The sequence below is a fragment of the Hansschlegelia beijingensis genome, from assembly GCF_014196425.1.
Classification (GTDB): domain Bacteria; phylum Pseudomonadota; class Alphaproteobacteria; order Rhizobiales; family Methylopilaceae; genus Methylopila; species Methylopila beijingensis.
In genome coordinates, this window is record NZ_JACIDR010000002.1 from 37,603 (window position 1) to 59,041 (window position 21,439).

Sequence of the window (21,439 nt, forward strand, 5' to 3'; positions counted from 1 at the left end):
ATCTGGGCCCCCGCTCCTCCGGCAGGCCCGGCTCGCGGCCGCTGTCTAGCCGACCACGCGGTTCTTATACCGCATTTCGCATGCGCGATGCTCGTCGTTACACATCACGCTGTCGTGCAAAAATGCATGCCTTCGCAACACGTGCGCGTGAGGCTGCTTGCATAACGTAAAGACTTTCAGCGCTCTGGCGTTCCCAGCTCGCGAAGCAAATCTGCGAAATCGGGCGGGGGCGGACTGGTGAACTCGAGCGCCTCCCGCGTTGCGGGATGAACGAAGCCGAGTTCAGCGGCGTGCAGCGCCTGGCGGCCGAGCCGGGCCAATGCGGCCGCCGCGGGCTCGCTCAGGCGGGACGCCTTCGAGCGGTGCCCGGCGCCGTAGACGTCATCCCCCAGAAGCGGATGGCCGATCGACGTCATATGCACCCGGATCTGGTGCGTGCGCCCTGTCTCCAGCCGGCATTCCACCAACGCCGCGTCCGAGGCCGGAAAGCGCTCGAGCGTGTCCCAGTGGGTGATCGCTTCACGGCCGTCCGACCGGACCGCGATCTTCTCGCGATTGCGCGCGCTGCGCCCGAGCGGAGCGTCGACGGTGCCGCGCGGCCGGGACGGGATTCCCCAGACAAGCGCCAGATAGGCGCGACGCAACGGCCCGGTGCGCCCATGATCGGCGAACTGCGCGCTCAGGAAACGATGCGCGACGTCGTTCTTGGCGACCACCAGAAGCCCGCTGGTGTCCTTGTCGAGCCGGTGCACGATGCCCGGCCGCGCCACGCCTCCGACGCCGGAGAGGCTCGCGCCGCAATGCGCGATGAGCGCGTTCACCAGCGTGCCGTCGGCATGCCCCGCCGCCGGATGCACCACCAGCCCGGCGGGCTTGTCGATCACGATGAGATGCTCGTCCTCATGCACGACGACGAGCGGAATGTTCTGGCCGATCGGCTCCGCAGGCTCGGGCGGCGGCAGTTCTATGACGATCTCGCCCGCGTTGACCCTTCCGGCAGGGTCCTCTAGCGTCCGCCCGCCCGAGCGCACCGCGCCCTGGCGCATCAGGGCCTGCAGCCTCGCTCGGGAAAATTCCGGCAACCGCGCAGCCAGAAATCGGTCGAGCCGCTCACCGACGTCCCGACTTTCCGCGACGACGACGCGGAGACGGTCGGGGTCGACGCCGACGGCTTCAAAGGACGGTACGGACATGACGGCGCAGATCGGCTCCCAGGGCCCGTCGCTCAACGAGATGGCGGACGACGAAGATCCGCGGATCCAGCGTGTCTACCGCCGCCTGCGGACCCTGACGCTGATCGGCGCCCTCACGATGGGCTTCTGCTTTGTGTCCGTCATGTCGGTGATCGCCTACCGGCTCGTCAAGTCCAGCCCCGTTGCGGCCGGACCGACCGCCGGCTCGCTCTCGATCCCTGCGGGCGCGAGGGTGGTCTCGACCGCCGTCGACGATGGCCGGATCATCGTCACGACCGAGGCGGAAGGCCGCACGACGATCCACGTCCTCGACGCGAGCTCCCTCGCGGAGACCGGTCGCCTGGAGGTCACGCCAGGCGGCCCGTCGGCGCCGCCGCTGCGTTGACGGCGGAATTTTGGCCCGCCTCGCTTGATGCGGCTCGAAAGGGTCGCTATAGGATGCGCCTCCCGCGAAGCTCCCATCGTCTAGCGGTCTAGGACGTCGCCCTCTCACGGCGAAAACAGGGGTTCGAGTCCCCTTGGGAGCGCCACGGCGCTTTACTGCCGCGCCCGGCCGGGGTCGGCCTCGCGTCGCAAGCGCCGGGCTATTCCCACTCAAGTTCCTTGTAGGCCTGCGTGACGTTGCGGCTGTTGTAGTCGGCGAACAACGTCCAGTTGTCCTTCTCCGAGACGCCGACCGTCTCGATCGCCTCGTCGATCGCCTTTCCGTCCTTGATCGCCTTGCGGGTCTGGTCGCGCAGGACGGTGAGGTAGCGGCGGAGCTCCCCGAAAGCGTCGGGCTTCACCGCCACCGGCCCATGGCCCGGGACGATGGTCCTGGCGCTGAGCGCCTCCAGCCCGTCGAGCTCCTTCAGCCAGCCGAGCAGGCTGCCGTCGAGCGAGGGCACGCGCTTCACGAACAGCAGGTCCGCCGGGAACAGCAGGCCCGACGCGCTATCCATCATCGACAGATCGCAATCGGTATGCGCCGTCGCGTGCGCCCTGAAGGAGAGCCTGCGGCCGCCGAGATCGACCTCCCCGCCGTCCGGCCCGATCTCGCGCGTCGGCATGACCACCGGACCGACATTCGCGTCTCCCAGCGTCTCCGCGAGCTTGCTCCGGTAGAACTCGCCGCGCGATCCGAGCGCCGCCTTCAGCCTTGAATGGCCGATGAAGTCCGGCTCGTCGTCGAGGAAGGCGCAGGCGCCGAAGCTGTGGTCGGGATGAACGTGGCTCAGGACCACGTGCCGGATCGGCCGGTCGGTCTTCTGGCGGATCTGGTCACGCAGCCATCGGCCGTCCGCGAGGCTGCCGCCGGAGTCGGTCACGAGGACCGCGTCCCGGCCGATCACGAAGCCGATATTGGCGATCGCATCCGCGTTGCCGGGCGCGGCGTCGACGTCGAGGCCGCGCCTGACGAAAACGCCGGTCTCGATCTCCTGGACGCCGACCGACTCGGCCGCGAAGCCCGTCCGCGGCAGGCAGCAGAGGCAAAGGCCGCCGAGCAGAAGTTCGCGGCGGCTCGTCCGGACCCCTGATCCGCGCTTCATCCCTGCCTCCCGCTTTCGGGCGGACTTACGTTGAGCCCGCCTCTTTTGGCTCCTACCGACTAGTGGAGCCCTGTCGTGCGATCAAGACGACGCCCGTGGCGTCGAGCCGGGGGCGCGGCTATGCAGCAGGGACGACGGGCCGCCAGAAGGAGCCGGCGTCGACCATGGCCTCCGGACCTCAGATCTCCCTGCGCGAGCTCGCCGCCGGAAAGCCGGCGAGCTTCGCCCCTGCGCCTTACTGGTGGGACGCAGCGCCGCCTGACGCCGGTCCGTGGCCTGAGCCGCCGGAGCGAACCGACGTGCTGATCGTCGGCGCCGGCTTCACCGGCCTCTCCGCGGCGCTCGTTCTGGCCCGGGCCGGCCGGCGCACCCTCGTGGTCGACGCAGGTGTCCCGGGATTCGGCGCCAGCACCCGCAACGGCGGACAGGTCGGCAGCGGCAACCAGAAATTCCGCGTCCGCGACCTCATCGCCATGAAGGGCGAGCGGAAGGCGGCCGCGTTATTGCGCGAGGGCGTCGCGATGCTCGACGGCATCGAGACGCTGATCGCGGAGGAGAAGATCGACTGCGGCTTCATGCGCTGCGGGCGCTTCCGCGGCGCGGTCCGCCCGGCGCATTACGACGCGATGGCGCAGGACATGGAAGATCTCGCCCGACTTGCCGGGGTCGACTTCGAGATGGTGCCCCGGGCGGCGCAGAGCCGGGAGATCGGGACAGGCGTCTTTCACGGCGGGTCGCTGCTGCCGATGGACGCGAACCTGCACCCCGGCCGCTACCATGCCGGGCTCATGCGGCGCGTGACGGAAGCCGGCGCGGTGGTGCGTGGCGACACGGCGGTGCGGGCCGTCTCCGCCGAGGCGGATCACTTCCGGGTGCGCATCGACGGCGCCGAAATCCGCGCGCGCGACGTGCTGATCGCCACCAATGGCTACACCCAGGGCGTCGGCGCGCATTTCGACAGGCGGATCGTACCCGTCGTCTCGGCGCAGATCGCAACCGGCCCGGTCCCGCAGGCGCTCTTCGACCGGGCGACGCCGACACGGCGGGTCTACGGCGAGTCCAACCGCGTCTTCTATTACTTCCGACCCGCGCCGGGCGAGAACCGGCTGATCTGGGGCGGCCGCGCGAGCCACCTCGCCCGCGAGAACTCGTCAGCCGCCTACCGCCACCTCGCGCGCGACCTGTTGCGCGTCTTCCCCTATCTGGAGGACGTGGCGGTGACGCATGGCTGGACCGGGCGGATCGGCTACACGTTCGACGAGTTTCCGCATCTCGGGCGCTCACCGGAGGGCGTGCATTACGCGATGGGCTATTGCGGCACCGGCGTTTCGCGGGCCACGCATTTCGGCCGGAAGATCGCGCTCCAGATGCTCGGCCGTCCGGAAGGCCGCAGCGCTTTCGACGACATCGCCTTCCCCACGCACCCGCTGCAAATGTTCGCCAAGGCCGCAGTCCCGCTGGTCGAGCTCTGGCGGCGGGGGCGGGACGCGACGGGTCTCTGAGAACGCGAAGCTCTCAGCCGCGCGAAGGCGCTGAGAGGCGCAGCGCCGGGGCGTCGGCGGACACCGCAAACGAAAACGCCGCGCTCTTGGGAGCGCGGCGTTTCTGTTCGTCTGACCCGCTAGATGCGGGGCCCGATCACTTCAGCTTGTTGAAGGACGTGTCGAAGGCGAGCTTGGCGACGAAGAGATCGCCGCACCAGTTCTTGAGGCCGAAGCCCGCCGGGGTGCACTCGCGCTTCTTCATGTCGGTGCTGCTGTAGCGCAGGTCGAGGGTCGCGGCCTTGTAGGTCACGCCGCCGCCCGCGTTCCAGGTCAGGTAGTCGATGCCGGCGTTGTAGCGCGTGCGCTCGACCCACTGCTTGCCGAACTCGCCGGACACGTAGAAGCCGAGGTCCGGCATGGTGTCGACGGCGAAGGAGTACTTGGCGACGCCCGACAGGTAGGTGGCGTTAGCCTTGGTGTTGATGAAGTCGCTGGTCCAGTAGATGGTCGGGCCGAGCGTCAGGCCGCCGAAGGTGAAGGACGGCTTGGCGAAGATTTCCCAGTAGTCCGTCTCGCGAGCCGGGCCCTTCTCGCCCGGGTACCAGTAGTACAGGCCGCCGACGTCGAGCGAGAACCAGTCCCAGCTGTGACGGATGCCGCCGTAGATGTCGACTTCCGCCGACGGGTCCGAGAGGCCGTACCGGGTGGAGAAGTCGACGCTCGACATCCACACGCCCGCATAGACCCAGTCGAACGCCTGCAGTTCGGCGTAGCCCTGGACGGCCGGGTTGTTCTTGGACTGCGTGATGCCGCGGAACACATAGTTCGTGACGGCGGCGACGCCGAAAGCCAGGTCCCAGTTCGGGGTCACGGAGGCTTCCACCACCGGCTCCGGCATGGAGAGGTCAGCCGCGGAGGCCGAGCTCACGATCATCGATCCGGCCGCGACGCCCATCAGCGTCTTGATTGCAAGCCCGGCGAATTTGTTCATCTGAGTTCCCCGATTCATCAGTACGCGCAGTCGGTTGAGTGTAAAAATCCGGCCGCGCCACCTGAAAGTCTAGCCTGATTTTTAGGCTCGACCCTGCTTGTCAAGTATCGATGCTTTTTTGCCACAGCGATGAGAAGCCGAAGCGCGCGAAGAGGGGAACAAACTATAGCCGTGTCTCAATTCCCTAATTTCAAGTTACCTCTGGATCGTAAGCGTCGAATCCTGGCGCATTGACGGATCCATATTCTCGTCGGCTCAATATAAGGACATGCGGACTCGGCCCTGTCGCCGCCCGCCGCTCGATGAGCCCGGGGTTGTTCTCTGGCCTCGACTGATCAGCAGAAAGTGAGGCCGAACCGAAGGCGCTCCGGAGACGGCCGATGGTTGCGGCCGCCGCCCCCGGCGGCGGGGGCCCCGTCGCCCGGAACGCGGCGGGCGCCTATTTCGTCAGCCGCCGTGATCCGGTTTTAGGCAGGGCGCACAAGCCTCGACCGCCTCGAGGATCGGCCTCCAGCCGAAAAAAGGCCGCGCCAAGCGAAGGCCTGGCGCGGCGCGGGAGCCGAGGGGAGGGCTCGGGGAGAGTCTGGCTCAGCAGTCGAGCGTGTTGTCGCGCTCCCACTGCGTCAGATGACGGGCATAGGCGTTCCACTCCTGCGTCTTCAGCTTGACGTAGGCGGTGACGAACTCCTCGCCGAGCGCGCCCTTCAGGACGTCCGACGACTCGAGCTCGCGCAGCGCGTCCAGGAGGTTGAGCGGCAGCGCCTTGCCGTTCGTGCAGAGGTGGCCCTCGGTGTACATGTTGACGTCGCTGCGCTCGCCCGGGTCGCGCTTGTTCTCGATCCCGTCGATGCCGGCGGCGAGCAGCGCGGCCTGCAGCAGATACGGATTGGCCGCGCCGTCGGGCAGCCGGAACTCGAACCGGCCCGGATCCGGAATGCGGATCATGTGGGTGCGGTTGTTGCCCGTGTAGCTCACGGTGTTCGGGGCCCAGGTCGCGCCCGAGACGGTCCGCGGCGCGTTGATGCGCTTGTAAGAGTTCACCGTCGGATTGGTGATCGCGCAGATCGCGGCCGCGTTGTGCATAAGGCCGCCGATGAAGTGGTAGCCGAGCTGCGACACGCCGAGCTCGCCGCCGTCGTCCTCGAACATCGCCGTGCCCTCGTTCCACAGCGAGACGTGGGCGTGGCAGCCGCTGCCCGTGAGGTTCACGAAGGGCTTCGGCATGAAGGTCGCCCGAAGACCGTGCTTCTCGGCGATGGACTTCGTCATGTACTTGAAGAAGGAGTGCTTGTCGGCGGTCGCGAGGGCGTCGTCGAAAGCCCAGTTCATCTCGAACTGGCCGTTCGCGTCCTCATGATCGTTCTGGTAGGGCTTCCAGCCCAGCGCCAGCATCGCGTCGCAGATCTCGGTGATGACCTCGTAGCGGCGCATCAGTGCGAGCTGGTCGTAGCAGGGCTTGTCCTGGGTGTCGGCGCCGTCGCTGATCGCGGAGCCGTCCGCATTGGTCAGGAAGAACTCGCACTCCACGCCGGACTTCATCTGGAAGCCCATCTCCCGGCCGCGCGCCATCAGGCGCTTCAGCGTGTTGCGGGGAGCGTGCTCGACCTCCTTGCCGTTCATCCAGAGGTCCGCCGCGAGCCAGCCGACCTCCGGCTTCCAGGGCAGCTGGATCAGGCTCGCCGGATCGGGCTTGGCGAACAGATCCGCGTCCGCGGGCGTCATGTCGAGCCATGTCGCGAAGCCCGCGAAGCCGGCGCCGCTCCGCTGCATGGAGCCGATCGCCGCCGTCGGCACCAGCTTGGCGCGCTGCGCGCCGAACAGGTCCGTATAGGAGATCAAAAAGTACTTTATTCCGCGGTCGCGCGCGGTCTCTTCAAGATCGACAGCCACCCCAGTTCCCCCGATTGTCCCGACATGTGCGTTCACGACCGTCTCCTCTCGTTCGCTGCGGGAGGCGCCATCCGCCGGAGGGGGAGGCCCCCCGGGACTGCGGCGGCGGGCCTCCTTCTATTCTGCGTTCAGAAGCGCCCGTCCTGGCCCGGCACCCAGCTGGTTCCGGCGAGCGGGACCTGCGCCATCGCGGCGGACTCAAGCGTCAGCGCCACGAGATCCTCGGGCTCGAGGTTGTGGACATGGCTCTTGCCGCAGGCGCGCGCGATGGTCTGCGCCTCGAGCGTCATCACGGCGAGGTAGTTGGCGAGCCTGCGGCCGGCCATCACGGGATCGAGCCGCTTCATGAGCTCCGCGTCCTGCGTGGTGATGCCCGCGGGATCGCGCCCCTCGTGCCAGTCGTCATACGCGCCGGCGCGGGTGCCCAGGGCCTCGTATTCGCTCTCCCACTTCGGGTCGTTGTCGCCGAGCGCCACCAGGGCCGCGGTGCCGATCGCGACCGCGTCGGCGCCAAGCGCCAGCGCCTTCGCGACGTCGGCGCCGTTGCGGATGCCGCCGGAGACGATGAGTTGCACCTTGCGATGCATGCCGAGGTCCTGAAGCGCCTTCACGGCGTTGCGGATGCAGGCGAGGGTCGGGATGCCGACGTTCTCGATGAACACTTCCTGCGTCGCGGCCGTGCCGCCCTGCATGCCGTCCACGACCACGACGTCGGCGCCGGCCTTAACCGCGAGCGCGGTGTCGTAATAGGGCCGCGAAGCGCCGACCTTCACGTAGATCGGCTTCTCCCAGTCGGTGATCTCGCGCAGTTCCTCGATCTTGATCTCGAGGTCGTCCGGACCGGTCCAGTCCGGATGACGGCAGGCGGAGCGCTGGTCGATGCCCTCGGGCAGCGTGCGCATCTTCGCGACGCGGGGCGAGATCTTCTGGCCGAGCAGCATGCCGCCGCCGCCGGGCTTCGCGCCCTGGCCGATGACGACCTCGATCGCATCCGCCTTGCGGATGTCGTCCGGGTTCATGCCATAGCGGGACGGCAGGTATTGGTAGACGAGCGTCTTCGAGTGCCCGCGCTCCTCCTGCGTCATGCCGCCGTCGCCGGTGGTGGTGGAGGTGCCCATCTGCGACGCGCCGCGGCCAAGCGCTTCCTTGGCGGGGCCCGACAGGGAGCCGAAGCTCATGCCCGCGATCGTGATCGGGATCTTGAGCTCGATCGGCTTCTTCGCGAAACGCGTGCCGAGCACGACGTCGGTTCCACAGCGCTCGCGATAACCCTCGAGCGGATAGCGCGAGATCGACGCGCCCAGGAACAGCAGGTCGTCGAAATGCGGGACCTTGCGCTTCGCGCCGGCGCCGCGGATGTCGTAGATGCCGGTCGCGGCGGCGCGACGGATCTCCGACAGGGTGTAGGCGTCGAAGGTCGCGGATTCACGCGGCAGCGTGCGCGGCGCGGCGGGGGCTTTGACGTGCTCGTTCATGTCGCCCTCAGTAGTTCGACGCGTTGTCGACGTGGAAATGATAGAGGTTTCGCGCCGAGCCGTAGCGCTTGAACTCCGACGGATCGATCTGGCCGTCGACGCCCGCAAGCTTGAAGCGCTCGAAGAGCTGCTGCTTGTGCTCGTCGCGCATCTCCTTCTCGATGCAGTCTGCGCCGAGGCTCGTCACCGAGCCGCGCACATAGAGCCGCGCCTCGTAGATGGAGTCGCCGAGCGCCTCGCCGGCGTCGCCGAACACGGTGAGCGTGCCGGCCTGGGCCATGAAGGCGGACATGTGGCCGACCGAGCCCTTCACGACGATGTCGATGCCCTTCATCGAGATGCCGCAGCGCGCGGCCGCGTTGCCGTCGATGATCAGCGCGCCGCCATGCGCGGTCGCGCCCGCCGCCTGGCTGGCGTCGCCTTCGACATGGACGAGGCCGGACATCATGTTCTCGGCGACGCCGACCCCGGCCGATCCCTTGATCAGGATCGTGGCCTGCTTGTTCATGCCGCCGCAATAGTAGCCGACGGGCCCGTCGATCTCGATCGTGACCGGCGCGTCGACGCCGGCCGCGATCGCATGAAGCCCCCCGGGATGCGCGATGCGCCAGAACAGGGCGTTGGACCCCTGCTTCAGCCCATGCAGCGCGGCGTTCAGTTCGCGCACCGTGGAGTGCGACAAGTCAAAGGCGTTGCTCTGCGCGCCTGCGTTCATGAGACGGCCTCCCCTCTTTGGCTGCTCTCAGGCGGCCGCACGTTCCCAGAAATAGACCTTGGCCGGCTCGGGCTCCCAGACCTTGGCGTTCTCGATGCCCGGCAGGTTGGCGAGCGCGCGGTACTCGGAGCCGAAGGCGACGTATTCGTCGGTCTCAGCCATCACGGCGGGCTTGCAGGCGATCGGATCGCGCAGCACGCCGAAACCGGTCTCGGTGCCGACCACGAAGGTGTAGAAGCCGTCCAGATCGTTCAGCGAGTCCTCCAGCGCCTCACCGAGGCTGCGGCCCTTCGCCATCCGGGCGGTCAGGTAACCGGCCGCGACTTCGCTGTCGTTGTCCGTCTGGATCTTGACGCCTTCGCGCTCGAGATTGCGGCGGACGCCGCGATGGTTCGACAGCGAACCATTGTGCACGAGGCACTGGTCGGCGCCGGTCGAGAACGGGTGCGCGCCATTGGTCGTGACCGCGCTCTCGGTGGCCATGCGGGTGTGGCCGATGCCGTGCGTGCCGGACATCTCCGCGAGCTTGAAGCGGTTCGCGACGTCGGTCGGAAGCCCGACTTCCTTGTAGAGCTCCATCCGGGCGCCGGCGCCGACGACGGTGACCTCCGGCGCCAGCTTCGCGATCGAGGCGCGGACGTCAGCCTCGGACGCTTCCGGTACCGACAGAACCGCGTGCGTGGCGCGCTCCGTGAGGCGGACGTCCGAACCAAGCTTCTCCGCAAGCGCTGCGAAGTCGTAGCCCTCGGGGCCGCGCAGGGTGAGCTTCACACGTCCAGCCTCGCCGGCGCCGTAGACGGCGAAGCCGGCCGAATCCGGTCCGCGGTCGCACATCACATCCAGCATCGAGCTCAGCATCTCGCCAAGCTTCGGCTCGAGCGACTTGTCCTTCAGGAATAATCCGACGATGCCGCACATGGGCGCGGGGCTCCGATCTCAAGGAAAAGGGCCCGTAAGGGCGTGATCGGAAGCTATCGAGCGGCGCCCGCGCCGTCAACGTTCTGGAAAAAATAATTCTTCTCAAGAAACTTTTGAGGGCGACGCCGGGCCGGCCCATCCGGAGCGACGCTAGGGCGCCCTCAGTCCTTCTCGTACATGATGATCGAGAGATAGGTCATGGGCTTGACCACCAGCCGCTCCGGCCCGTGGGGGGCGCCGGAGTCGAACAGCAGCGAATCGCCTGATTTCAGGTGATAGCTGTTGCCGGCGTGGGCATAGATCACCTCGCCGCTCAGCATGTAGATCAGCTCGGTTCCCTCGTGCTGGAAGGCCGTATAGGGGGCCGCGTCCTCCGTCAGCGTGATGAGGTACGGCTCGACCGCGACCTTCCCGCCCAGCATGTGACCCAGCAGTTCGTACTTGTGCCCGACCTTCGTGCCGCGGCGCTGGATGACGACGCCCTGCCCGGCCGGAACGTAGGAGCAGTCCCGACGCTCCTCGAACTCCGAGAAGAGCAGGCTGATGGGCATGTTGAGCGCAGTCGCGAGCGTCTGCAGCGTCGTCAGGGACGGCGATATCTGGCCGTTCTCGATCTTCGAGAGCATTCCGGTCGAGACGCTCGCCGCGGCCGCGAGCTCCGCGACCGTGAGGCCCATCTGCTTGCGGTGGTGTCTGATCTGCAGGCCGATGGCCTGCTCAAGCGTGCGCCGCTCGGCGGGCGCCGGCGCTCCCGAGCCCGTGACGTAAGGCTCGTCGTCCGACGCGACGACGCTCAGCGGCGGCTCGGACCGATCCGCGCGCTTCGCGCCCTGCATCTTGGCGACCCTGTCGGACATCGGACCTTTCCCCAGGAAACCGATGGCCACGCTAGCGAAGCCGCTCGCAAACCCCAAGCCCGTCGGCGCCGCACCCTCGAAATCGTCAGCCGGCGAGACGCGCCTCGACCCCGCGCGACCGCCCGGCCTCCACGATCCACCGCCACAGCGTGGCCGCGTAGGTGCGGAACATCAGGATCTCGTAGCTCGGCTCGTCGTCGAGCTGCCAGAGCGTGACAGCGATCGAGGCGGCGTGGGTGAGAGCCACGTCGCCCGCCCCGAACGCGCGGGGGTGAAGGTCGACCTGGATCAGCGTCGCCAGCGTCTCGCGGGCCTTCGGTCCGGCGAGACGGAAGGCGGAGCGGCCGTCCGACTGGTCGGCCACCGCCGCCGGCAGGGCGGAGAAGTCCGTCGCCGCGGAAGACACGGCGAGCCATTTGCCGGGGCCGGCCCCGACGAACGCGACCGGACCGGAGGCGACGCGCTTGGGTCCCTGCGGCAGATCGAGGCCATAGGCCGCCCTCACGGCCTCCGCCAGTTCGGCCTCGCGGCCCTTGAGAGCGGCGACCGAGGCGAGGGTCAGATCGGGAACCTCGCGCAGGGTGAAGCCCGGCGCCCCGGCCGGCGCGGCCGGCGGCGCGACGTGGGCGCGGAGCGCGGAGCGGGCGACAAGGGTCTCAGCCACGGAGACGGGCTCCTTCGGGATCGACGAACACGGGAGAAACCACCTCGACTTCGACGTCGCCGCCGCGCACCGGATCATAGGCCCGGACGATCTCGCCCATCCGCTCCGGCCCGCGGGCCAGGAAGCCGAGGCCGATCCAGTGGCCGTTGCTGGGCGAATAGGCCGTGGAGGTCATGTAGCCTTGATCGTTCGCGGCGCTCGGCGTCTCGCCGCGCGGCACGAAATGGGCGCCGGAACGCAGCCGTGCGGAGCGGTCGACGGGACGGAAGCCGACCAGCGACGGCCGCTCCGGATCCAGGAAGGCCTCGCGGCCCGACATGGTGCGGCCGATGAAGTCCTTCTTCTTCGACAGCATCTTGCCCATGCCGAGATCGGCCGCGGTGGTGTTGCCGTTGAGCTCGGGACCGGCGGCGTGGCCCTTCTCGATGCGCATGATGGCGAGCGCCTCGGCCCCGTAGGGGCAGATGCCGAACGGTTCGCCGGCCTTGATGATCGCGCGGATCATGGCGTCGCCATAGCGCGCCGGAACCGCGAGCTCATAGGCGAGCTCGCCCGAGAAGGAGAGCCGGAACAGCCGCGCCTTGACGCCGCCGCACACCGTCAGCTCCCTGGCGCCCATATAGGGCAGCGCCTCATTGGAGACGTCGAAGCCTTCGTCCACCAGCGCGGCCACGACCTCGCGGGAGCGCGGCCCCGCTATGGCGTACTGCGCCCACTGGTCAGTGACGGAGGAGAAGTGAACGTCGAGCTCGGGCCAGAGCCACTGCTTGCAGAGTTCGAGATGGCGCATGACGCCGCCGGCGTTCGCCGTGGTGGTCGTCATGTAATAATGCGTCTCGCCCAGCCGGGTCGTGGTGCCGTCATCCATGGCGACGCCATCCTCGCGCAGCATCAGGCCGTAGCGAGCCTTGCCGACAGCGAGCGAGGAGAACGCGTTGACGTAGACGCGGTCCAGAAACACGCCGGCGTCGGCGCCCTGGATGTCGATCTTGCCGAGCGTCGAGGCGTCGTAGACGCCGACCGCGGTGCGCACCGTCGTGACCTCGCGCACCGCGCTCTCGAACCAGTCCTTCTCGCCCGGCCGCGGGAAATAGGCCGCGCGCATCCACTGGCCGGTTTCGGTGAACACCGCGCCCTGCTCCTCGGCCCAGAAATGCGAGGGCGGCAGACGCGTGGGGCGGAACTCCTTGTGCCGGTGGGCGCCCGCGAGCGCCCCGATCGCGACCGGCGTGAACGGCGCACGGGCGGCGGTGATGCCGGTCTCGGGGATTGAGCGGCCGGTGATCTCCGCCATCAGGGCGAGCCCGAGCACGTTGGAGGTGCGGCCCTGGTCCGTCGCCATGCCGAGGGTCGTGTAGCGCTTGAGGTGTTCGACGGACTTGAAGCCCTCGCGCGCCGCAAGCTCGACGTCGGAGACGGTGACGTCGTTCTGGAAATCGACGAAGGCCTTGCCGCGCTTCACCGGCGAGCGCCAGGGACCGCGGCCGTGCGTGTCGCCCGGCTCCTGATCCGTGGCGGGAACGTCGACGGCGCCGGCGGCGAACCCGCAGGCTTCGGCGGCCGCCGCGCCGGCCCTGAAGCCCGCCGCGAGAGCGTCACCAAGCCCATACGCGCCCTCGGCGGCGCCGGCGACCTCCATCCCGACCGGCCGGGCGCCCGGAAGGAAGGCCGCGAGACGATCGTCCCACACCGGCCTGGCGCTGAGATGGGTGGTGAGCTGGATCGACGGGTTCCACCCGCCGGAGACCGCGATCAGGTCGCAGGCGACCTTGAAGCCGCCGCCGCGGCCGTCGACGATCTCGCAGCCCTTGAGCGACCGGCCGCCATAGGCGCGGGCGATCGCGCCGCCGAAGACCAGCGAGGCGCGCGCGGCCCGAGCGGCCGCATGCAGCGCCGGAGCGTCGCCGCGTGCGTCGACCACCGCGACGACCTCGCAGCCGGCCGCGGCGAGGTCCGCGATCGTGGCGGCGGCGTCGTCATTGTTGGCGTAGACCACGGCGCGCTTGCCGGGCGCGACGCCGAAGCGGTTGAGATAGGTCCGGACCGCGCTCGCGAGCATGACGCCCGGCGTGTCGTTGCCTCCGAACGGGATCGGCCGCTCGAGCGCGCCGGCTGCGAGGACCGAACGCTTGGCCACGATGCGCCACAGCCGCTGGCGCGGCTGATGCGCGCCTGGCTCGCGCATGTGATCGGAAACGCGCTCCAGGGCGGCGTAGACGCCGTCGTCGTAGACGCCCACCACGGGCGTGCGGCGCAGCACGGTCACCTCAGGGAGGCTTTCGAGCTCCGCCACGGCTTCCGCCGCCCAGGCCGCAGAGGTCTTGTCGCCGATCAGCCGACGGTCCGAGTTCAACCGGCCGCCAAGCGCGAAATCCTCTTCCGCCAGGATCACCCGGGCGCCGGACCGGCCTGCGGCAAGGGCGGCCGCAAGACCGGCGGGGCCGCTGCCGATCACCAGCACGTCGCAGTGCGCGGTGATCTTCTCGTAGGAATCCGGGTCGGCCTCTCCGGAGAGCCGACCGAGGCCCGCAGCGCGGCGGATCATCGGCTCGTACAGCTTCTCCCAGAACTTCGCCGGCCACATGAAGGTCTTGTAGTAGAAGCCGGCGACGAAGACCGGCGAGGCCAGCTGGTTCACCGCCATCAGGTCGAAGGCGAGCGAGGGCCAGCGGTTCTGGCTGGTCGCCTCGAGGCCGTCATAGAGCTCGGCCACCGTCGCCTTGGCGTTCGGCTCGCGGCGCGCGCCGGAGCGCAGCTCGACCAGCGCGTTCGGCTCCTCGGAGCCTGCGGTCAGCACCCCCCGCGGACGATGATATTTGAACGAGCGGCCGACGAGCTTCACGCCGTTGGCGAGCAGCGCCGAAGCCAGCGTGTCGCCCGGATGGCCGGCGTAGCGCCGCCCGTCGAAGGTGAAGCCGATGCTGGAGGCGCGATCGATCAGGCCGCCGGCGGCGAGACGGTTCGACTGGGACATCACTCGGCCTCCGAGGACCGCGCGGCGGCGACGTCGCGGGCGGCCTCGACCTGATCAATCACATGCGTGCGGACGTTGCGGGTCACGACCAGCCAGGACTGACAGCCGAGCGCGTGCTGCCAGAGCTCCCGGTGCAGGCCGGCCGGATTGTCGCGCAGGTAGACATATTCGACGAAGGCCGGCAGCGCGTCCGGCGCGTCGGCGTTCGGCCGCTTGACGGTCGCGTCGCCCAGATAGGCGAATTCGTCGACGCCGCGCGGTCCGCAAAAGGGGCAGGCGATGCGCATGGCGATGGGCTCTCAGTGGAGGTTCGGCTGCGCGCCCATGCCCTTCTCGTCGATCGTCCGCCCGGTGGCGAAACGGTCGAGTCGATAGGCGGCGGCGACCGGATGGGGTTCGTCGCGGGCGATCAGGTGAGCGAGGCAGTGGCCGGCGGCCGGCACGGCCTTGAAGCCGCCGTAGCACCAGCCAGCGTTGAGGTAGAGGCCCTCGACCGGCGTACGGTCGATGATCGGCGAGCCGTCCATGGACATGTCCATGATGCCGCCCCAGGAGCGCAGAAGCCGCACCCTGCCGATCGCCGGCATCAGCGCCATGCCGCCTTCGCAGACATCCTCGACGGTCGGCAGGTTGCCGCGCTGGGCGTAGGAGTTGTAGCCGTCGATGTCGCCGCCGAACACCAGGCCGCCCTTGTCGGACTGGCTGATGTAGAAGTGTCCGGCGCCGAAGGTGCAGACGGTGTCGATGAACGGCTTGACGCCTTCGGTGACGAAGGCCTGCAGCACGTGGCTCTCGATCGGCAGGCGCATCCCGGCCATCGCGGCGACGCGCGAGGAGTTGCCCGCGCAGGCGAGCGCGACCTTCTTGGCGCCGATGAAGCCGCGGCTCGTCTCCAGCCCCAGGATGCGGCCGCCCTCGATGCGGAAGCCCGTCACCTCGCAGTTCTGGATGATGTCGACCCCGCGTCCGTCGGCCGAGCGGGCGTATCCCCATGCGACGGCGTCGTGGCGCACCGTGCCGCCGCGCTTCTGACGAAGCGCGCCCTTCACCGGGAAGCGGGCGTTTTCGTAGTCGAGCATCGGCAGGATGCGCTTGAGCTCCGCGACGTCCAGCAGATCGGCGTCCACGCCGTGGAGCCGCATCGCGTTGCCGCGGCGCGCATAGGCGTCGCGTTGCCCGTCGGAATGGAACAGGTTGATCACGCTGCGCTGGCTGACCATCGCGTTGTAATTCAGGTCCTGCTCAAGACCCTCCCACAGCTTCATCGAGTGTTCGTAGAACGGGATGTTGCCGGGCAGCAGGTAGTTCGAGCGGATGATCGTGGTGTTGCGGCCGACATTGCCGCCGCCGATCCAGCCCTTCTCGACCACCGCGACATTGGTGACGCCGAATTCCTTGGCGAGGTAGTGCGCCGCCGCCAGACCATGGCCGCCGCCGCCGACGATCACCACGTCGTAGGCGGCCTTCGGCGCCGCGTCGCGCCACGCTGGCTTCCAGCCGGTGTGGCCGCGGAGCGCTTCGCGGAGCACGGAAAAGATCGAGTAGTTGTCGGTCGACATGAAGGCTGTCCACTGCCGTTGTCCGACAAGCCATCCCGCGCGGCGCTTGCGCGCTCAACATAAATCGAACTTATAGGCGCTCGCCCAGCATCCGGACGCGCAGCATGGCGACCCGCTCCGACGACCTCCCCTTCGACCTCCGCTCCCTCTTGATCTTCCTGGCGGTTTGCGACGCCGGCGCGATGGCGGTGGCGGCGCGGCGCCTCGGGCTCACCCAGCCGGCGGTCTCGATCGCGATCGGGGAACTGGAGACACGCATCGGCGCCGGGCTGTTCGACCGGGCGGTGCGGCCTCTCGCGCTGACGCCCGCGGGCGCGCTGCTGCGGCAACGGGCGAGCGCGCTGCTTTCGGAAGCCCGCCAGATCGCTCCCGTGCTGCGCGAGGTCGGCCGCGGGCGGCTTCCTCTTGTGCGGATCGGGCTGGTGGACTCGCTGTCGCGGACGGTCGCGGCCCCGCTGGCGCGTTTCCTGTCCGGGCGGGCGGACGAGGTCTCGATCTTCTCCGGCCTCACCGCCGCGCACGCCAGCGCGCTGGTGACCCGCAATCTCGACGTCATGATCGGCGTCGACGATCTCGGCGACATCAGCGGCCTCGAGCGCTGGCCGATCGTGGCCGAGACCTATGTTCTGGTCCTGCCGAAGGACGAAGCTCCGGTGCGGACGCTCGCCGAGCTGGAGGCGCTCGCGGGCCGGCTGAAGTTCGTCCGGTTCAGCGCGCGCTCCAGCACCGGCGGGGACATCGACAGGCATCTGCGCCGGCTCGGGCTGGAGCTGCCGCGCGGGCTGGAGTTCGACACGCCGGCAGGCGTCACCGCGATGGTCGCCAGTGGAGGGCACTTCGCCATCACCACGCCGCTGTGCGTGCTTGAGGCGAAGGAAGACATCGGCAAGCTCGCCTTCGCGGCCACGCCCGGGCCTCAGCTTCGCCGCCAGCTGACGCTGGTCGCATACCGCCATCAACTCGGCCGCATTCCGCTCGAGATCGCGGAGCTTGTGCGCGAGCGGCTCACCGCCGAGGCGCTGCCGGCCATCGAGGCCGCAGCCCCGGGGCTTGGGGCGGCCGTCACTGTCCTCTAGCGGAGCGACGGGCGCCGCCAGCCTCTTCGTGTCTCAGACGAGAGATCGACATGTCCGGTCGCTGATCAGCGGATCAGCAATAAAAAAGCGCGGCGGACGACCCGCCGCGCTTTGAATAAGCCTTGTCGCTTACGCCGCCTTCTTGTTGACCTTGGCCTGAGCCGCGCGGTTCAGCAGCTGGTCGGCGTTCTTCTCTTCCTTCAGCGTCTCTTCGAACAGCCGCGCGGCGTCGGGCATGCCGAGCTGCGTCGCCCAGCTCGCGAGCGTGCCATAGCGCGCCATCTCGTAATGCTCGACGGCCTGGGCGGACGAGATCAGGCCGGCGTCGAGGGCGGGACTGCCCTTGAACTCGTCCATGATCTCCTTGCCTTCCTCGACGAGCCCCTGCATCGCCTCGCAGGGCTTGCCCTGCGGGCGCTTGCCGAGCATCTCGAACACCTGCTCGAGCCGCTGGATCTGCCCGTCGGTCTCCTCGCGATGCTGTTCGAACAGCTGCCGAAGCTCGTCGGACTCCGCCGACTTGCTCATCTTGCCGAGAGCGCGAAGGATCTGCTTCTCGGCGTGATAGATGTCCTTCAGCGTGTCGAGGAAGAGGTCTTCCAGAGTCTTTTCCTTGGTCGCCATCGTATTTTCCAGCCCCTTTGATCGGTGACGCGCGGTCAAGGCCGCCGTGCCCGAACAACCGGGAAAGGGGCCAGATCGTTCCTCAGGACAGCGGCGCCGATTCACTGGGCGGCTCGGGCCCCAAAACGGCTTCGACAACGGAACATTCTTCCGCCCTCGCCCTTTCCTCCCGGACCGCGCCGCGCCAGCCGCAGCGCCAAACTCTGCGAAAGGAGAGATCAATGTTCGGTCACCGCAAGGTTCTTCAGTTCGAAGCTCGCCCGGACAAGCCGGATCCACTGTTCGCCAAGATGCTTCAGGAGCCCCTCGGCGGCCAATGGGGCGAGATCAGCGTGATGATGACCTACCTTTTCCAGGGCTGGTCATGCCGGGGGCCTCAGAAATACCGAGACATGCTGCTCGACATCGGCACCGAGGAGATCGGCCACGTCGAGATGCTTGCGACGATGATCGCGCGCCTGCTGGAGAGCTCCCCTGTCGAAGCGCAGGAAGACGCGGCGAAGGATTCCCTGGTGGGCGCGGTGATGGGCGGCGCGCGCATCGAGGACGCGATCCTCGCCGGCATGAACCCGCAGCACCTGATCGTGGCGGGCTCCGGCCCCCGCCCGGCCGACAGCGCCGGCAACCCGTGGACGGCCGGCTACATGTGCGCGAGCGGCAACCTGCTCGCCGATTTCCGCTTCAACCTCACGGCCGAGAGCCAGGGCCGCCTGCAAGTGGCCCGGCTCTACAACATGACGCAGGACGAGGGCGTGCGGCGGATGCTGGCCTTCCTGCTCGCCCGCGACACCATGCACCAGAACCAGTGGCTCGCGGCGATCCGCGAACTCGAGGAGGACGGGCTGGAGAGCACCCCCGTGCCGTCCGCCTTCCCGCAGGAGCTCGAGAAGACCGACGTCTCCTATCTCTATGTCGCCGGCTCGGAAGGCGGCGTCAGCACGACTGGCCGGTGGGCCAGCGGCGTGTCGGCCGACGGTCGCGGGGAGATCAGATCGGTTCCGCTCGAGCCGCTCACCAGCGACCAGGGCCTGCTCTCGCCGGTCGATCCGCGCACCTATGGAACCCCGCCGGCGCCCGTGCCGGCCGAGGCCGCCGAATAGCGCCTCTTCTGTCCCCCTTTTCCTCCCACCTTGCGGGCGCAGCGTCGCCCGCCCCTTTTTCCGGAAGGAACCCATGGCCACCTTCGACCAAGACGTCGTCCGTTCCACCTTCGTCGTCGGCTTGCGCGACGCGCATGCCGTGGAGAACCAGGCGTTGTCGCTCATCGACCGGCAGCTCGACCGGCTGAAGAACTACGACGAGGTCGCCGACCAGCTCCGGCGCCACCGCGGCGAGACCGAGCAGCAGATCCGTCGCCTCGAGGAGATCCTGGCCTCGCTCGACGAGAGCCATTCCGCCCTGAAGGACGCGGCGCTCTCGCTTGGCGGCAATCTCGCGGCCCTCGGCCACACGATCGCGGGCGACGAGATCCTGAAGAACACGTTCGCCAACTTCGCCTTCGAGAACTTCGAGGCGGCGAGCTACCGCTCCCTGATCACGGTCGCGGAGGCCGGAAGCTTCACCGCCGCCGTGCCGCTGCTCCAGACGACCCTCGACGAGGAGCTTGCGATGGCGGCGTGGCTCGAGGAGCGCGTGCCGGCGATCACGACCAAATATCTCACGCTCTCCTCGCAGGGCGAGAAGGCGGACCGCTGACGCGGCCCCGCCGCCGCCCCGCGGCCGCGCCTTGTAAGGCGGCGGCCGCGGGCGCCGGTCTGCGCCTGCCGTCCCCCCTGGTCTTGCCGCTTGTGCCATCGCGGCGTGGCGTGTATCTCACCCGCCATCGACGCTCGCCTGCTGCGGAGAGGTGCCAGAGTGGTCGATTGGGACGGTCTCGAAAACCGTTGTGCGGGTAACCGTACCGTGGGTTCGAATCCCACCCTCTCCGCCACCACTCGGAACAAACGCTGAGTTCCGAGCAAGTCCCTGAGAGATCAACGGCCTCGTAACGTCGGTGTGGCACACACGGGTGGCGCCCACGATGGCGTTGCACTGATCAGACCGACCAGACATCCGAAAACCGGCCTCTACCGGATGCCGGGACGCTACCCGCCGGGCTCGCCGAGATCTATGGCCGGACCGAGTTCAAGGCGTCGGTCGGCAGGCGCGATCCGGAGGAGGCGCGCCAAACGGCCCGCCGGCTGCAGGGCCTTGTCGCGCGGTTTCGTGACGACCGGCTCGGCGGACAAGCCCCGCATTGTCCGCAGCGTGGGCGCGCTGGCGGGGGCTCGGAAAATCGTTAGAAGGCGCTCGCACGGACCTTCGCGTCCCGACCCAGCGATGGCTAGCCTCCAGATGAACGATCCAGAACGCGCCGACCGAGCTTTCCGGATCGTCTTTGATCGTCCCATCCTTGCAGCCCTGTTCGACGCGCCACAGTCGATCCTGAGCTGGTCGCTAAATCGGCCAGGCTTTCAGCACGCCGACGCCGTCGTGTGGCGCGAGGTGCGCGATGCCGACCTGCCTCTCGACGTCGATCCCGCGGCGCTGCTCGACACGTGGCTCGTCGAGGCAGGACATCGGGAGGCCATAGGTCTTCTCACCTCGCGCGACGTCGCCCGGCATCATGCGGCCGACGCCGTATGTGACGACGTCGTCTGCTCGTGCCTCGCGACCGTCGGCCTGAGCAATGCGGGGCGCGTGGGGCAGCCGGCGCGCACGGACCTCGCCCCGGTCGGCACGATCAACATCTTGGTTCATGTCTCGAGACCGCTCGATCAGGCGGCGCTCATCGAGGCCGTTTCGATCGCGACGCAGGCCCGGACCGCGGCGGTCATCGAGCTCGGCTTCCGTCGCAACGGAGCGCTCGTCACCGGCACCGGCACCGACTGCATCGTCGTGGCGTCGCCCACAGGCGCACCGCGGGAGCGTTTCGCCGGCATGCACACTGCGGTCGGCGAAGCGTTGGGCGCCGCGGTCTATTCGGCGACGCTCGCTGGCGGCCGCGCATGGCTTCGCGATCTTGCCCAAGTTGCCCCGAGAGCGCGCCGCTGACGGACGGCTTCACGAAGGAGGGCGGCGAGGTCGTGCGGCGCCTCAGGGTGAAGAGGACGCCTTGCCGGACCTTGAGCCGACGCTGCCTGAGCCGCAAGAGTGACCGCGCCGTTCGGGAAAGGACGTTCAGGAAAAACCCGCGATCAGCCGGCGGAGTCGCGCCAGGCGAAGCTGAGCGGGGCCTCCCTCCAGGCGAAACGGTCGAGGTGGCGCGTCACCGTGCCCTTGGCGGCCGCCATGTCGGCGGGCGTCCCGGCGGTGATCGCGACCTTGACGGCCTCCGGCGAGGCCTCAAGCGTCACGACGGCGTCGTTCAGCAGCACGACGCGCGCGCGGTCGCCCTCCGCCTCCACCGCAAGCTTGTGCCGCCAGTGGCTGCAGAGCTGCGCGAGGTAACGCGACGCGTTCGCGGTCGGCACGGCGCAGGCGGCGGAGACGGTCATTCGCGAAAACTCCA

At 68.6% G+C, this 21,439-nt stretch carries 20 protein-coding genes and 2 tRNA genes; 8 read left to right on the forward strand and 14 right to left on the reverse strand.

The window, feature by feature from the left end; translation table 11 throughout:
- Nucleotides 1-176: 176 nt before the first annotated feature.
- Entirely contained in the window at nt 177-1,193 is a 1,017-nt protein-coding gene (locus GGR24_RS06520) for an RluA family pseudouridine synthase (RefSeq protein ID WP_183394547.1), read from the reverse strand.
- Here GGR24_RS06520 and GGR24_RS06525 point away from each other — a divergent pair.
- Both GGR24_RS06525 and GGR24_RS06530 read left to right on the forward strand, forming a co-directional pair.
- Nucleotides 1,192-1,578 carry a DUF6476 family protein gene (locus tag GGR24_RS06525; protein WP_183394548.1) on the forward strand — a complete coding sequence of 129 codons (387 nt, stop codon included), beginning with the start codon at nt 1,192-1,194 and terminating at the stop codon, nt 1,576-1,578. The genes GGR24_RS06520 and GGR24_RS06525 overlap by 2 nt on opposite strands.
- A 69-nt stretch (nt 1,579-1,647) precedes the next feature.
- A tRNA-Glu gene (locus GGR24_RS06530) sits at nt 1,648-1,723 on the forward strand.
- Nucleotides 1,724-1,777: 54 nt separating this feature from the next.
- Here the strand turns inward: GGR24_RS06530 and GGR24_RS06535 are convergent.
- A complete protein-coding gene (locus GGR24_RS06535; RefSeq protein WP_183394549.1) occupies nt 1,778-2,722 on the reverse strand; it encodes a quinoprotein relay system zinc metallohydrolase 2 in 945 nt (314 codons plus the stop codon).
- 164 nt (nt 2,723-2,886) lie between these two features.
- On the opposite strand from GGR24_RS06535, the gene GGR24_RS06540 reads away from it, so the two are divergent.
- Complete coding sequence (locus tag GGR24_RS06540; RefSeq protein ID WP_183394550.1) at nt 2,887-4,224, forward strand: NAD(P)/FAD-dependent oxidoreductase; 1,338 nt, start codon at nt 2,887-2,889, stop codon at nt 4,222-4,224.
- Nucleotides 4,225-4,360: 136 nt separating this feature from the next.
- Here GGR24_RS06540 and GGR24_RS06545 read toward each other — a convergent pair whose 3' ends face one another.
- The 10 genes from GGR24_RS06545 to GGR24_RS06590 all read right to left on the reverse strand — a co-directional run bounded on the left by GGR24_RS06545 (nt 4,361) and on the right by GGR24_RS06590 (nt 16,249).
- Nucleotides 4,361-5,197 (reverse strand): TorF family putative porin, encoded by an 837-nt coding sequence (locus GGR24_RS06545; protein ID WP_183394551.1) that lies wholly within the window; start codon nt 5,195-5,197, stop codon nt 4,361-4,363.
- A gap of 588 nt (nt 5,198-5,785) precedes the next feature.
- On the reverse strand, nt 5,786-7,087 hold the full coding sequence (glnT, locus tag GGR24_RS06550) for a type III glutamate--ammonia ligase (protein ID WP_183394552.1): 1,302 nt from the start codon (nt 7,085-7,087) through the stop codon (nt 5,786-5,788).
- A gap of 128 nt (nt 7,088-7,215) precedes the next feature.
- Nucleotides 7,216-8,562: an FMN-binding glutamate synthase family protein gene (locus GGR24_RS06555; RefSeq protein WP_183394553.1), complete on the reverse strand. Its 1,347-nt coding sequence runs from the start codon at nt 8,560-8,562 to the stop codon at nt 7,216-7,218.
- A gap of 7 nt (nt 8,563-8,569) precedes the next feature.
- A complete protein-coding gene (locus GGR24_RS06560; protein WP_183394554.1) occupies nt 8,570-9,277 on the reverse strand; it encodes a GltB/FmdC/FwdC-like GXGXG domain-containing protein in 708 nt (235 codons plus the stop codon).
- 27 nt (nt 9,278-9,304) lie between these two features.
- Nucleotides 9,305-10,195 (reverse strand): class II glutamine amidotransferase, encoded by an 891-nt coding sequence (locus GGR24_RS06565; protein ID WP_183394555.1) that lies wholly within the window; start codon nt 10,193-10,195, stop codon nt 9,305-9,307.
- A gap of 161 nt (nt 10,196-10,356) precedes the next feature.
- Nucleotides 10,357-11,052, reverse strand: coding sequence for a helix-turn-helix domain-containing protein (locus GGR24_RS06570; protein ID WP_246398140.1), 696 nt, complete (start codon nt 11,050-11,052; stop codon nt 10,357-10,359).
- 85 nt (nt 11,053-11,137) lie between these two features.
- Complete coding sequence (locus GGR24_RS06575; RefSeq protein ID WP_183394556.1) at nt 11,138-11,716, reverse strand: sarcosine oxidase subunit gamma family protein; 579 nt, start codon at nt 11,714-11,716, stop codon at nt 11,138-11,140.
- Nucleotides 11,709-14,690 carry a sarcosine oxidase subunit alpha family protein gene (locus GGR24_RS06580; RefSeq protein ID WP_183394557.1) on the reverse strand — a complete coding sequence of 994 codons (2,982 nt, stop codon included), beginning with the start codon at nt 14,688-14,690 and terminating at the stop codon, nt 11,709-11,711. Before GGR24_RS06580 ends, GGR24_RS06575 begins: the two co-directional genes overlap by 8 nt.
- A complete protein-coding gene (locus GGR24_RS06585; RefSeq protein WP_183394558.1) occupies nt 14,690-14,977 on the reverse strand; it encodes a sarcosine oxidase subunit delta in 288 nt (95 codons plus the stop codon). The genes GGR24_RS06580 and GGR24_RS06585 overlap by 1 nt, the downstream gene beginning before the upstream one ends.
- Nucleotides 14,978-14,989: 12 nt before the next feature.
- Entirely contained in the window at nt 14,990-16,249 is a 1,260-nt protein-coding gene (locus GGR24_RS06590) for a sarcosine oxidase subunit beta family protein (RefSeq protein WP_183394559.1), read from the reverse strand.
- A gap of 104 nt (nt 16,250-16,353) precedes the next feature.
- Here GGR24_RS06590 and GGR24_RS06595 point away from each other — a divergent pair, with 104 nt between their 5' ends.
- On the forward strand, nt 16,354-17,325 hold the full coding sequence (locus tag GGR24_RS06595; RefSeq protein WP_183394560.1) for a LysR family transcriptional regulator: 972 nt from the start codon (nt 16,354-16,356) through the stop codon (nt 17,323-17,325).
- A gap of 129 nt (nt 17,326-17,454) precedes the next feature.
- Here the strand turns inward: GGR24_RS06595 and GGR24_RS06600 are convergent, their stop codons facing one another.
- Nucleotides 17,455-17,949 (reverse strand): YciE/YciF ferroxidase family protein, encoded by a 495-nt coding sequence (locus GGR24_RS06600; protein WP_183394561.1) that lies wholly within the window; start codon nt 17,947-17,949, stop codon nt 17,455-17,457.
- Nucleotides 17,950-18,170: 221 nt separating this feature from the next.
- Between GGR24_RS06600 and GGR24_RS06605 the strand changes: the two genes are divergently transcribed.
- The 4 genes from GGR24_RS06605 to GGR24_RS06620 all read left to right on the forward strand — a co-directional run bounded on the left by GGR24_RS06605 (nt 18,171) and on the right by GGR24_RS06620 (nt 20,982).
- The gene (locus GGR24_RS06605) at nt 18,171-19,049 is read left to right on the forward strand and encodes a manganese catalase (RefSeq protein WP_183394562.1); all 879 of its coding nucleotides are present in this window, start codon (nt 18,171-18,173) and stop codon (nt 19,047-19,049) included.
- A 73-nt stretch (nt 19,050-19,122) separates the two neighbouring features.
- Nucleotides 19,123-19,644, forward strand: a complete 522-nt coding sequence (locus GGR24_RS06610; RefSeq protein WP_183394563.1) for a ferritin-like domain-containing protein — start codon at nt 19,123-19,125, stop codon at nt 19,642-19,644.
- Nucleotides 19,645-19,789: 145 nt separating this feature from the next.
- A tRNA-Ser gene (locus GGR24_RS06615) sits at nt 19,790-19,879 on the forward strand.
- Between the two features lie 260 nt (nt 19,880-20,139).
- Nucleotides 20,140-20,982, forward strand: coding sequence for an adenosylcobinamide amidohydrolase (locus GGR24_RS06620; protein ID WP_246398142.1), 843 nt, complete (start codon nt 20,140-20,142; stop codon nt 20,980-20,982).
- A 143-nt stretch (nt 20,983-21,125) separates the two neighbouring features.
- Here GGR24_RS06620 and GGR24_RS06625 read toward each other — a convergent pair whose 3' ends face one another.
- Entirely contained in the window at nt 21,126-21,425 is a 300-nt protein-coding gene (locus GGR24_RS06625) for a DUF2218 domain-containing protein (protein WP_183394564.1), read from the reverse strand.
- Nucleotides 21,426-21,439: the final 14 nt, after the last annotated feature.